Source organism: Streptomyces sp. TAA486 (assembly GCF_000426165.1).
Genome location: NZ_AUEV01000007.1, coordinates 410,107 through 421,810, shown reverse-complemented (window position 1 = coordinate 421,810; position 11,704 = coordinate 410,107). Strand labels below are relative to the sequence as shown.

Here is an 11,704-nt window from a genome sequence, read left to right as displayed (position 1 = left end):
GCGGGCCGGGGGAGCCCGTCCGAGGGGTGGGGCGGGCCGTGCGGTGCGATGGAGCCGCTGGCGCGGGACCGGGGTCGCCGGTCAGGCGTCGAACTGGTCCATGCGGGTCCACGCGCCTTTGAGCGTGACGAGGTGGAGCGTGACGTCGGAGCCGTTGAGGCCGGGCAGGGCGCCGATGACCTCGTCGGTGTAGCGGAAGAGGTCGGTGCGGCGCGGCAGCACCATGTGGCCGACCAGGTTGAACCGCCCGGTGGCTGCCGCGAGGAACTTCGTCCCCGGATGCTTGGCGAGCTGCCTGCCGGCGGCCTCGAGGCGTCCGGGGTCGATGGAGAGCCAGAGCATGAACTCGGCCTCGTAGCCGAGCAGCGCCGGCTCGGCGAGGGTGCGGAAGTGCAGGCAGCCGCGGGCGACCATCCGGTCGAGCGCCCGGGCGACGCTGGACTCGCTGCGCCCGAGGTTCCGGGCGATGGTCGTCACCGGAAGCCGTCCGTCCGTGGCGAGTTCACCGACGACCTCACGTTCGAGTTCGGTGAGCGGCTGCGGTGCCTTGTCCCAGTCGACCCGCTCGTACGGGGGCTGCTGGGCGGGACGCAGCTCGGCACCGGCCTGCTCCGGCAGCAGCCCGGTGTCCCACAAAGCCGCGGAGGAGAAGGTGCGGATGACCGCGACGTGCTCGGTGCCCGCGATGAGATGGGCCCCGGGCAGGTCGGTGTAGAGCAGCCGCAGCAGCTCTTCGTTGTCGCGGGCGACGAAGTCGACGATCAGGTCGGCGGTGCCCGTGACGAGTGCGAGGAACCGGGCTTCCGGACACTCGGCCAGCAGCTCCGCCAGTTCCAGCCCTTTGCCGGGACGCGCCTGCACACGCACCAGCATCGAGGAGCCGCCGCCGGTGCGGTCCAGTTCGACCGCGCCGACGACATGGAGGAGCCTGCGCTCACGAAGGGCGTTGAAGCGGCGCTGGGCGGTGGATTCGCTCGTCCCCGCCCAGCGGGCTATTCCGGCCCAGGGAGCACGACCGTTGAGCTGGAGCGCCGCGATGATGCGGCGATCCAGCGCATCGATCATGTCGGCGCTCGCTCGCGGGGTCATGGGCCGGACGTTAGGGACGCGGCCCCGGGGCGTCAATGCCGGAATCCTTCATCAGAAGCCACGTGCTGCCAGGGATCGGCCGCGACTGGAGCCGTCGAGGCGGGGAATCACCAGTCTTCCCGTCCCTGTGACCTCGGTTACGGCGTGGGGGATTCCGGCGGAAGGAATTCCGGAAAACCGGCCGCAGAGGCGGCTCACGGCGATGGGCGTGACGGTCAGCGGACTGCCGGGTCCCGCCGGGGTGCGGGACAATGACCACATGACCGAACGGAAGCCGCCCGGCATCACCTTCGAGTCCTGGGTCGACAAGCAGATCCGCGAGGCAGAGGAGCGCGGCACCTTCGCGGATCTTCCCGGCGCGGGCAAGCCGCTGCGGGACGCGGACGCTCCGTACGACGAGAACTGGTGGCTGAAGCAGAAGATGCGCGACGAGGGCCTGTCGCATCTGCCGCCGACCCTCGCGATCCGCAAGGAGGTCGAGGACGCGCTGAAGGCGGCCTCGCGCGCACGGTCGGAGAAGGAGGTGCGGCGGATCGTGAACGGGATCAACGGCAAGATCCTGGAGGCCATCCGACGGCCGCCCGCCGGTCCGCCGCTCAATCTGACGCCGTACGACGTGGAACGGGTCGTCGCGGAATGGCGTGAGGGCCGGGACCGCGAGGAGAGCGGCCCCGGCGCCTGACGCGGCCCGCGGTTACGGCAGCAGCGAACGCACCAGCCTGCACGTGGTGTTGGACGGCGGGTGCACGCCGATGCGGGCCGCCGTGCGGCGGATCGTGTGGTCGCGGGCCTGACCCGGCGTGTAGACACCGGAGTCGAGCAGGGCGATGGCTATGCGCATCGCCTTCAGTTGGCGGTTGTGCGAGACATACCATTCCCGCGGCCGGCCGGCCGGGAGCCGCTTCTTCGGGAGTGAGGCGTCGTGCGTGGTGGGGAAGGCGAGCGGCAGAGGGGGCGTCAGGGGGCTGGCTGTGGCTGCGGTCATCGGCGACCTCCGTGAACGTCGTGACGTGGGTGACGTACTGACGCGACTGGTGTGCTGACGTGGTGAACCGGCCTGGATTCCGCGTCGTTCTCTGGTTCCCAGAATACCGCCGGGCACTGACAACGAGGGGTCCTGGAGTCGGTCAACTTCCCTGGTCACAAAGGATGTTGGGCGCCTTCTCCGGGGGCCGTGCGGGACCGCTGGCCCATGTGTTCCGTACGCCGCGTTCGCGTCTTCGAAGGAGGCTTGCCGAAGCCGTGCGCGGACGAGCTCGGGGAGCCGGGAGGCCCGGCGAGGAGAGCGGGATCGGCCTGTCCGAACGGGCAGTTCGCGCGCCCGGGGTCCGAACTGCCGCCGTATCCAAATCCTGTTGGGTACCGAGCGCGGGCCGGACGACGGCAGGTTCCACCACCGCGCGCCCGCCCGCGCGGTGCGGGATCCCGATCGCGGGGCCGCTCAGGCCGCCGTCGTCAGCGGGCCGTCGCTCACGGGCAGCGGCAGTTTGAAGTCCCGCAGCACCTCGTGCGCGGCCCGGCGGCCCGAGACGAGCGCGCCCTGTGCCGTACTGGTGTCGCGGTGCTCGCCGCACACGTAGAGGCCGGAGAGCACCCGCACTGGGCGCCGCATGTCGTGCGGGGCCGGCATGGCAGGGACCGCCTGCGCGTCGTGGTGCGCGGCGAGCAGGCTCCAGCGCCCGGCGGGCACCCCGTGAAGGGTTGCCAGCTGGGTACGGGATGCCTCCTCCAGCACGGCGAGGGGCTCTGCCGCCGCGGCGCCGAGCACCACCGAGGTGACGAGGCCGGCGCGTCCCGGGCGTGCCCGTGCGGGATCGACCGCGGAGGCGGCCCACGAGTGCGACACCGGCCCCTGCCGGGTCCCGTCCCCGTCGACCAGGAGCGAGGGCGACAGCGGCGGCACGTCGTCGACGGCGTGGTGCAGGACGGTCATGGGGTGGAAGTCCGGCACTCGCAGCCCGGGAAGCAGCATGCCCGCGTCGGCGGCGCCGGTCGCCACGACGACGGCGCGGCAGGCGAGGGTGCCGTGATCGCGGGTGGTGACCGAGTTCGTCGTGACGGCCACGGCGGTGACGTTCGTACGCACGGTGCCCTCGGGCAGCGCCGCTGCGAGCCGTTCCGGGACGGCCGACATGGCGCCCGCCGGGAGGCAGCAGCCGCCGCGCACGAACCCGCGCAGCGTCAGGTCGGCGACGCGGCTGGAAGTCGTCAGTGCGGGGTCGGAGAGCAGCGCGGAGAGCAGCGGCCGCACGAGCGAGCCCACGGTGCGGGCGGGCAGCCCGCGCGCCGACAGGGCCTGATCGGCGGGGAGTTCGGTACGGGCGAGGAGCCGGTCGGAGGGCACCGACGCGAAGCGGGTCAGTGCGCCGCGGAGCCGAGCGAGGTCGAGCGCGCCGGTGCTCCCCTGCCCGTGGCGGGAAATGCCCCAGCCCTGCCTGCGGCGGGAGATGCCCCAGGAGGCCCGGCCGCGGGAGCCGGCCGCAGCGCGTGCGGTGGCGGGTGCGCCCCTCGTGCGCCGGTCGGCACGTTCGGTGCGGCCGTCGGCCTCCGCGTATGCGGGCGTCGGTGCGCCCGGGGGTACCGCACGGGTCCCGATGCCCAGAGGCAGACGCCCGGCCGTGCGGCGCAGGTCGCCTATCCGGAGTGTGCGGCCGTCGGCGCGCAGCAGGGCACCGGGAGAGAAGGGACGCATCTCCAGAGTGGCCAGCGCGGGGAGCCGCCGGAACTCCGGCCAGTCGGGACACAGCAGCCGCCCGGAGCGATCCAGCAGGTATCCGTCGACGTTCTCCGTGGCCATGCGGCCGCCCACCTCTGAGGTGGTCTCCAGCACCGTGACCTGCAGTCCGGCATCCGTGAGGTGGTGCGCCGCGGCCAGGCCGGCGAGGCCCCCACCGATGACGACGACATCGGTGTCCGGGGTCTGTGTACGGCCGGGGCGTGATATCTCGCTGGAGCGCACGATGCCTCCGAGGGGTCGGCGCGCGGTGAGGGCCGTTCTGCATCCGTACTGCCCGGCCCGGCGCTGGTGAACCGTCAGGATCCGGACTCTACGCAGCCGTCCGGTCGCGGTCAGTGGCACACGGGCAGAGCACGGGCGCACAGCGGTCGCACACCGCTTCGATCAGGCCGCGGCGCGGCCACCGAGCAGTCGCGGGGCGGCGGTCGCCCCCGCCCGGCCAGGCCGTACCGTCAGCGCAATGCGGCGCGTACCGCGTCTTCGATGCCGGGAAACGCAAAGGTGAAGCCCGATTCGAGCAGCCGCCTCGGAATCACGCGCTGGCTGCCCAGTACGTCCTTGGAGAACTCGCCCAGCGCCGCCCGCAGCACCGGCGCCGGCACGGGGAAGAGCGTGGGCCGGTGCAGGACGCGCCCCATCGCGGCGGTGGCCTCCTTGTTGGTGACGGGCTCGGGCGCGGTGAGGTTGAACGGGCCCGACAGATCGTCCCGGTCCAGCAGATGACGCAGCGCAGCGATGTGGTCGTGCAGAGCGATGTGGCTCCAGTACTGGTTGCCGCTGCCCAGCCGGCCGCCGGCCCCCGCCTTGAAGATCCGGAACAGCGGCCCCCACGCTCCGCCCTCGCGCGCGACGACGAGGCCGGTGCGGGCGAAGACCGTGCGGATCCCGGCCTCCTCGGCAGAGACGGCGGCCTCTTCCCACTCCTGGCAGAGGTTGGCGAGGAAGTCGTCGCCGGGCGGGGCGCTCTCGTCGACGGCACGCGAGCCGGTGTCGCCGTAGTAGCCGACGGCGGTTCCGACGATCAGGGTGCGGGGCGGCTCGTCGAGCGAGGCGAGCGCGTCGGCGATCGTCGCGGTGCCCAGCACGCGGCTGTCGCGGAGCTCCTTCTTGTACGCGGGGGTCCAGCGCCGGTCCCCGATGCCGGCGCCCGCGAGATGGACGACGGCGTCGCATCCGACGAGCCCGGCGGCGTCGACGTACTGGCCCTTGGGGTCCCACCTCACCTCGGACGGCGGCCGCCCGCCCGCCGCTGGCGCGCGGCCCGCGCTCTCGTAGCGCCGGGCTTCCTGGGGGGCTCGCCTGACGAGCCGGACGATGTCGTGCCCGTCCGCACGGAGCGAACGGGAGAGAGCCGTGCCGATGAGGCCGGTGGAACCGGAGACCGCGATACGCATGGGACCATCCTGCCGTCTGGGCCCGCCCCAGCTGAAGCGCCGCGCACCCCGGCCTTGTTGGGCCGGAGAGCATAAGTGGAACATGGTGGACCGGCCGATGTGCCAGCGGGCAGGGTGGAACCCATGCGGGACAAGGGGACCGAGGTGACCATCCGCGCCGCGACCTTCGCCGACGGGACCGTGCTCGGCGAGCTCGACAGGGACAACTGGTCGCCCGTCCACGCCGTGGTTCCGCCCGCACAGCCTCCGTACGCCCCGTTCTTCGACGGGAGCCACCTGCCCGGACACGTCCTCGTCGGGGAGTTGGAGGGCTTCGGCGTCGTGGGCTACATTCGCGCGGTGCCGCCTACGGAGCTGCCGAGCAACGCGCACGTGCGGCAGATACGGGGACTCGTCGTGGACGCGAGGGCACGCGGCCGCGGTGTCGCGCGGGCACTGCTGGAGGCGGCGTGCGACCGGGCACGGCAGGAGGGCGCCCTGAGGATGACGCTCCGGGTGCTGGCGCACAACGAGCCCGCCCGGGCGCTCTACGAGGCGGCGGGCTTCGGGGTGGAGGGCGTCCTGCCTGGGGAGTTCCGGCTTGACGGGCGGTACGTGGATGACATGTTGATGGGGCGCTCGCTGGGCGGGCGGTGAAGGGCCGAGCGGGTACGTGGACGACGTTCCCCCGGAGCCCTGCGGCCCGGGAGGCGCCGCCAGACGGGGCGCTCGCCGGCCGGACGGTGAAGGGACCTCGGGGCGTGGCCGACGGGCCCCACCGGGCTCAGCCGCGGAAGCGGTCCCAGAGCTTGGGGAGACGCTCGGCCAGGGTGGCGTCGTCCTCCAGGTTGAGGGAGACGCCGGCAGGATCCTCCGGTGGCTCGGGCAGGCCGAGATCGGGCATGACGGTCCCTGTGAGCTGCTCGTACGCCTCGTCGGCCGCGTAGCCGAGGTCCTCCGCGTCGCCGTCCAGCTCCTCGTCGAAGCCCTCGAGGACGTCGGCGAGGGAGTCGGCGTCGTGCGCAGCGGTCTCGAAGACCTCACGGCCCTGGCTGATGAGCCAGCAGCGGAAGGCGTCGAAGGCGTCGTCGCTGACTCCGTCCAGCAGAATCCACGCCGCCGCCCACAGGTCCCACTGGTTGGCGCGGTTGTAGCGGGACTCGAAGTGCCGGGCGAAGAACGTCACGGCGTCCGGATCGAGCCGCGTCAGCTTGTCGATGAGCAGGTCTGCCTGCTCCTCGGGGTCGCCCTCGGCGTCCACGCGGGTCGAATCGATCAGCGCCCAGAACTCGGTCTCGTCCATCACGAACACAGCATCCGCCTTGTACCCGCCAGACGCACGCGGACTCCCTCGGATGCCGCCTTGTCGTTACCGGGGCGCGTCAAGGTCTCAATGTGCTGCTGTTGTGACCATCCCATGTATCACCCGTGGCGGCCCTCCCGTGGAAGAGCCCGGAAGCCCGACAGAAGGTGTCCGGTTTCCGTGCGAGCGTGCTGGCAGCAGGCGAGTCACACGCACCGAGAGGACACCTGGGTGAGCACAAGAGGGGCACTGACGGGCAAGGTCGCGCTGGTCGCGGGAGCCACGCGCGGCGCCGGGCGGGCGATGGCCGTCGAACTGGGCAGAGCGGGGGCGACGGTCTACGCCACGGGCCGCACCACCCGCGAGCGGGTGAGCGAGATCGGCCGCACGAGCGAGACCATCGAGGGCACGGCCGAACTGATCGGGGAAGCCGGAGGTACGGGCATCGCCGTGCCCACCGACCACTTGGAACCGGAGCAGGTACGGGAGCTGGCCGAGCGGATCGACCGCGAGCAGGGCCGGCTCGACATCCTCGTCAACGACCTCTGGGGCGGCGACTGCTTCGTCCAGTGGGACAAGAAGATGTGGGAGCACGACCTGGAGGCCGGCCTGCGGATCCTGCGGCTCGGCATGGAGTCCCACATCGTCACCAGCCGTTACGCCATCCCGCTGCTCATCCGCCGGCCGGGTGGTCTCGTCGTCGAAGTGACCGACGGCACCGCGCAGTTCAATGCCCGCTACCGCAAGCCCTTCTACTACGACCTCGCCAAGAGCGCGCCGCTCAGGATGACCCTCGGACTGTCCGAGGAACTGCCGGAGTTCGGCGCGACGGCGGTGTGCCTCACGCCGGGCTGGCTGCGCTCCGAGTTCATGCTCGACACCGCCTTCGAGGTGACGGAGGAGAACTGGCTCGAAGGCACCGCCCAGAACCCGCACTTCGCCATCTCCGAGACACCCACGTACGTCGGCCGCGCCCTGGCGGCGCTGGCCTGCGATCCGGACGTGGCCCGCTTCAACGGGAGTTCGCTCTCCAGCGGCGGCCTCGCGCAGGAGTACGGCTTCACGGACGTGGACGGATCGGCGCCCGACGCATGGCGCTACATCACAGAAGTCGAGCAGGAGGGCAAACCCGCCGACGTCACCGGCTACCGCTGACCGTCAGGAGAGGCCGGGCCGCCCGCGTCGTCGTGGAGAGCGGCCATGCGCATGCCCGTCTCCCTGAACCGGGCCCGCAGCGACGGCGGTTCCAGCACCTCGCACTCCGCGCCGAGGGCGAGCAGCTGGGTGTAGGCGACGCTCAGTGACTCCACCGGGAGGACGACGACGGCCGGCCCCTCGTCGTCCTGTCCGGCTTCGCCCTGTCCGGCTTCGTCCTGTCCGGCGACCGCACCCGGTACGGGCTCGGCCCTCTCCAGGGCCTCCTCGGCGGCGCGATGGTCGGTGACATGGCGCAGCTTCCGTCTCCCCGTCGCCGTCAGCCGCAGCCTCACCTCGTCCCGGAGGATCGACTGGGCGAACGCCACGGAGCGCTCCTCCCAGAACGCCGGAAGGTCGAACTCCTCGTCCCGCACGAAGCGTTCGCCCGTCTCCTCGACGCCGGTGACCCGGTCGACCCGGTACACCCTCCGGTCGCCGCCGTCGGTCACGCGGGCCGCCAAGTACCAGACGCCCGCCTTGAGTACGAGCCCGTACGGCTCCAGCTCCCGCTCGACCTCGGTTCCCCGGCGCCGGTAGCGCACCCGGACCGTGCGGTCGTCCCACACCGCGTCCGCCACAGCGGGCAGCTGCTCCGGTGGTTCCTCCGGGGGCTGCCACCACCCGGGCGCGTCGAGGTGGAAGCGCTGCGCCGCAGAGCGGTGTGCGTCGCTCAGCTCGGGGACGAGGGCCGCCGAGACCTTCAGCCGCGCTGCCGACGCGGCGTCCGCGAGCCCCATGTCCCGCAGCGCGCTCGGCACTCCGGACAGGAACAGGGCCTCGGCCTCGCCGCGTCCGATGCCGGTGAGCCCGGTGCGGTACCCGCCGACGAGCCGGTACCCGCCGCTGCGTCCCCGGTCCGCGTAGACGGGCACCCCGGCCTCCGACAGGGCGAGCACGTCGCGCGAGACCGTACGTTCGGAGACCTCCAGCTCCGCGGCGAGTTCGGCACCGGTCATGGCACGTCGTGCCTGGAGCAGAAGCACCATCTTGATCAGCCGGGCAGCGCGCATGGCAGCATTCTGCCGCCGCGCACGTGGGTGGTGAACCGCCGAGGCGCCGGGCGCCCGGGACCCGCGATCGAGGGACCGCGAGGCTCCCGGGGGCCCGGCTGCCGCAGCCGGCGGTCAGGCCAGGCCGTAGCCCTCCGCCGCCCGCCGTACTGTCTCGTGCTTGACCTCGCCGCGCCGGGCGAGCTGCGCCAGCGCCGCGACGACGACCGACTCGGCGTCGACGCCGAAGTGACGGCGGACCGCCTCACGGGTGCCGGAGAGGCCGAAGCCGTCCGTGCCGAGCGACGTCCAGTCCTGCGGCACCCACTGGCTGATCTGGTCCGGGACCGCCCGCATCCAGTCGCTGACCGCGAGCACGGGGCCCGGCGCGTCCTCCAGCACGCGTGTCACGTACGGGGTGCGGTCCTCGCCCCGCAGCTGCGCGGCGTCGCACTCCAGCGCGTCCCGCCGCAGCTCGCTCCAGGACGTCGCCGACCAGACGTCCGCGGTCACGCCCCACTCCTCGGCCAGCAGCCGCTGCGCCTCGAGCGCCCAGTGGATGGCCGTGCCGCTCGCCAGAAGCTGGATCCGGGGCGAGTCCTTCCCTGAGCTTTCGGCCAGGGCGCTTCCCCCGGGACCCTCGCTGAAACGGTAGAGGCCCTTGAGGATGCCCTCCTCGACGCCGTCGCCCGCGGGCTGCGGCGGCTGAGCCTTCGGCTCGTTGTAGACCGTGAGGTAGTAGAAGACGTCCTCGTTGAGGGACGGGTCCGGGCCGTACATGCGGCGAAGACCGTCCTTGACGATGGCTCCGACCTCGTAGGCGAAAGCCGGGTCGTAGGTGACGACGGCCGGGTTGGTGGAGGCCAGCAGCGGCGAGTGGCCGTCCGCGTGCTGAAGTCCCTCGCCCGTCATGGTCGTACGGCCCGCGGTGGCGCCGATGACGAAGCCGCGGCCCAACTGGTCGGCCAGGGACCAGAACTGGTCGCCGGTGCGCTGGAAGCCGAACATCGAGTAGAAGATGTAGAACGGGATCATCGGCTCGCCGTGCGTCGCGTACGACGTGGCCGCCGCGGTGAAGTCCGCCAGCGAACCGGCTTCCGTGATGCCCTCGTTGAGGATCTGACCGTCCGACGCCTCCTTGTAGTACAGGAGTTGGTCGCGGTCTACCGGGTCGTAGTTCTGTCCCAGCGGCGAGTAGATGCCCGCCGAGGGGAAGAGGGACTCCATGCCGAAGGTGCGCGCCTCGTCCGGCACCACCGGCACCCACCGCCTGCCGGTCTCCTTCTCCCGCATCAGGTCCTTCACCAGCCGCACGAACGCCATGGTGGTGGCGATCTCCTGGCTGCCGGAGCCCTTCTTCAGCGTCTCGAAGGGCTTCGCCGACGGCTCGGGCAGCGCGACGGGGTGCACCTTGCGTGCGGGTGCGGGCCCGCCGAGCGCGGCGCGGCGCTCCTGGAGGTAGCGCACCTCCGGGGAGTCCTCGCCCGGGTGCACGTACGGCACGAGCTCGTCGTCCAATGTGCTGTCCGGGATGGGCAGTTCGAGGAGGTCGCGCATTGCGCGGAACTCCTTGCCGGTCAGCTTCTTCATCTGGTGGTTGGCGTTGCGGGACTCGAAGCCGGGGCCCAGGGTCCAGCCCTTCACCGTCTGCGCCAGGATCACCGTCGGAGCGCCCTTGTTCTCGAGGGCCGCATGGTAGGCGGCGTACACCTTGCGCGGCTCGTGGCCGGCGCGGGAGGTGTGGAAGCAGGCGGCGATCTTCTCGTCGGAGAGCAGCTTCGCCATCTCGACGAGAGCCGGGTCGGTGCCGAAGAACTGCTCGCGGATGTATCCGGCGTCGCGCGTCGCGTACGTCTGGAACTGGGCGTCCGGCACCTCACGGAGGCGGCGGACCAGGGCGCCGGTGGTGTCGAGCTGGAACAGCTCGTCCCAGGCGGTGCCCCACAGCGACTTGACCACGTTCCAGCCGGCCGCGCGGAACTGGGCCTCCAGCTCCTGCACGATCTTGAAGTTGGCGCGGACGGGGCCGTCGAGGCGCTGGAGGTTGCAGTTGACGACGAACGTGAGGTTGTCGAGCTGCTCGCGGCCCGCGAGGGCGAGGGCGGCCGTCGACTCCGGCTCGTCCATCTCGCCGTCGCCGAGGAAGGCCCACACGTGGGAGGCGGAGGTGTCCTTGATCCCGCGGTTGGTCAGATAGCGGTTGAAGCGGGCCTGGTAGACGGCGTTGATCGGGCCGATGCCCATGGAGACGGTGGGGAATTCCCACAGCCAGGGCAGCCGGCGGGGGTGCGGGTACGAGGGCAGGCCGCGGCCCTCGCCCGGGTGCCAGGTCTCCTGGCGGAAGCGGTCGAGGTCGGCCTCGGTGAGGCGGCCGTCGAGGAAGGCGCGGGCGTAGATGCCGGGGGAGGCGTGGCCCTGGATGTAGAGCTGGTCGCCCGAACCGCCGGACGCGGGGTCCTCCTTGCCGCGGAAGAAGTGCTGGAAGCCCGTCTCGTACAGCCAGGCGGCGCTGGCGAAGGTCGCTATGTGACCGCCGAGGCCGTAGCGGCTTCCGCGGGTGACCATCGCGGCGGCGTTCCAGCGGTTCCAGGCGGTGATGCGGGATTCCATCTCCGCGTCGCCCGGGAACTCCGGCTCGGCCGCGGTCGGGATGGTGTTGACGTAGTCCGTCTCCAGCAGATGCGGCACCGCCAGTCCGCTGTCCTGGGCGTGGCCCAGAGCGCGGCGCATGAGGTACGTGGCGCGCTCGGGGCCGGCATGTGCGATGACGGCGTCCAGCGATTCCCGCCACTCGGCGGTCTCCTGCGGGTCGCGGTCCAGGAACTGGTCGAGCTCGCTCGGACGGTTGCGTACGGGGCGGGGCATGGTGGCCACCTTCCGGACGGGACGGACGGGATGGGCGGGGAGCGGGCGGGGGTCTTTCGGCGGTGGGGCTCCGCGGGGGGTGCGGGGTCCGCTGGGTGCGGAGGTTCCCGCGCGGTGCGGGGTTCCGCTGGGCGCGGGGCCTCCGCGGGTG

10 protein-coding genes are annotated in these 11,704 nt (G+C 72.1%); 3 read left to right on the top strand and 7 right to left on the bottom strand.

Annotated elements, in window-relative coordinates:
* Positions 1 to 81: 81 nt before the first annotated feature.
* On the bottom strand, positions 82 to 1,065 hold the full coding sequence (locus I004_RS0112695) for an Lrp/AsnC family transcriptional regulator (protein WP_028435813.1): 984 nt from the start codon (positions 1,063 to 1,065) through the stop codon (positions 82 to 84).
* 283 nt (positions 1,066 to 1,348) lie between these two features.
* Between I004_RS0112695 and I004_RS0112690 the strand changes: the two genes are divergently transcribed.
* Positions 1,349 to 1,771: a DnaJ family domain-containing protein gene (locus I004_RS0112690; RefSeq protein ID WP_028435812.1), complete on the top strand. Its 423-nt coding sequence runs from the start codon at positions 1,349 to 1,351 to the stop codon at positions 1,769 to 1,771.
* Positions 1,772 to 1,783: 12 nt separating this feature from the next.
* On the opposite strand, the gene I004_RS39475 is transcribed toward I004_RS0112690, so the two are convergent.
* The 3 genes from I004_RS39475 to I004_RS0112675 form a co-directional block, all read right to left on the bottom strand.
* Positions 1,784 to 2,074 carry a hypothetical protein gene (locus tag I004_RS39475; RefSeq protein WP_028435811.1) on the bottom strand — a complete coding sequence of 97 codons (291 nt, stop codon included), beginning with the start codon at positions 2,072 to 2,074 and terminating at the stop codon, positions 1,784 to 1,786.
* 456 nt (positions 2,075 to 2,530) lie between these two features.
* A complete protein-coding gene (locus I004_RS0112680) occupies positions 2,531 to 4,048 on the bottom strand; it encodes an FAD-dependent oxidoreductase (RefSeq protein WP_486579965.1) in 1,518 nt (505 codons plus the stop codon).
* Positions 4,049 to 4,278: 230 nt separating this feature from the next.
* Positions 4,279 to 5,220, bottom strand: a complete 942-nt coding sequence (locus I004_RS0112675) for a TIGR01777 family oxidoreductase (protein ID WP_028435809.1) — start codon at positions 5,218 to 5,220, stop codon at positions 4,279 to 4,281.
* 123 nt (positions 5,221 to 5,343) lie between these two features.
* On the opposite strand from I004_RS0112675, the gene I004_RS0112670 reads away from it, so the two are divergent.
* Entirely contained in the window at positions 5,344 to 5,856 is a 513-nt protein-coding gene (locus I004_RS0112670; RefSeq protein WP_037975861.1) for a GNAT family N-acetyltransferase, read from the top strand.
* A 127-nt stretch (positions 5,857 to 5,983) separates the two neighbouring features.
* On the opposite strand, the gene I004_RS0112665 is transcribed toward I004_RS0112670, so the two are convergent.
* Positions 5,984 to 6,502: a DUF4240 domain-containing protein gene (locus tag I004_RS0112665; protein ID WP_028435807.1), complete on the bottom strand. Its 519-nt coding sequence runs from the start codon at positions 6,500 to 6,502 to the stop codon at positions 5,984 to 5,986.
* Between the two features lie 231 nt (positions 6,503 to 6,733).
* Between I004_RS0112665 and I004_RS0112660 the strand changes: the two genes are divergently transcribed.
* The gene (locus I004_RS0112660) at positions 6,734 to 7,657 is read left to right on the top strand and encodes an SDR family oxidoreductase (RefSeq protein ID WP_028435806.1); all 924 of its coding nucleotides are present in this window, start codon (positions 6,734 to 6,736) and stop codon (positions 7,655 to 7,657) included.
* On the opposite strand, the gene I004_RS0112655 is transcribed toward I004_RS0112660, so the two are convergent.
* Together I004_RS0112655 and aceE are read right to left on the bottom strand one after the other, a co-directional pair.
* Complete coding sequence (locus tag I004_RS0112655; protein ID WP_028435805.1) at positions 7,648 to 8,709, bottom strand: WYL domain-containing protein; 1,062 nt, start codon at positions 8,707 to 8,709, stop codon at positions 7,648 to 7,650. The two genes, I004_RS0112660 and I004_RS0112655, sit on opposite strands and share 10 nt — an antisense overlap.
* Before the next feature lie 114 nt (positions 8,710 to 8,823).
* Positions 8,824 to 11,553 (bottom strand): pyruvate dehydrogenase (acetyl-transferring), homodimeric type, encoded by a 2,730-nt coding sequence (gene aceE / locus I004_RS0112650; protein WP_028435804.1) that lies wholly within the window; start codon positions 11,551 to 11,553, stop codon positions 8,824 to 8,826.
* Positions 11,554 to 11,704 lie beyond the last annotated feature (151 nt).

Excerpts from the sequence above, each read along its gene's own strand:
- I004_RS0112695 (WP_028435813.1), bottom strand. The coding sequence starts at position 1,065 with ATGATCGATGCGCTGGATCGCCGCATCATCGCGGCGCTCCAGCTCAAC.
- I004_RS0112690 (WP_028435812.1), top strand. The coding sequence starts at position 1,349 with ATGACCGAACGGAAGCCGCCCGGCATCACCTTCGAGTCCTGGGTCGAC.
- I004_RS39475 (WP_028435811.1), bottom strand. The coding sequence starts at position 2,074 with ATGACCGCAGCCACAGCCAGCCCCCTGACGCCCCCTCTGCCGCTCGCC.
- I004_RS0112675 (WP_028435809.1), bottom strand. The coding sequence starts at position 5,220 with ATGCGTATCGCGGTCTCCGGTTCCACCGGCCTCATCGGCACGGCTCTC.
- I004_RS0112670 (WP_037975861.1), top strand. The coding sequence starts at position 5,344 with ATGCGGGACAAGGGGACCGAGGTGACCATCCGCGCCGCGACCTTCGCC.
- I004_RS0112665 (WP_028435807.1), bottom strand. The coding sequence starts at position 6,502 with ATGGACGAGACCGAGTTCTGGGCGCTGATCGATTCGACCCGCGTGGAC.
- I004_RS0112655 (WP_028435805.1), bottom strand. The coding sequence starts at position 8,709 with ATGCGCGCTGCCCGGCTGATCAAGATGGTGCTTCTGCTCCAGGCACGA.
- aceE (WP_028435804.1), bottom strand. The coding sequence starts at position 11,553 with ATGCCCCGCCCCGTACGCAACCGTCCGAGCGAGCTCGACCAGTTCCTG.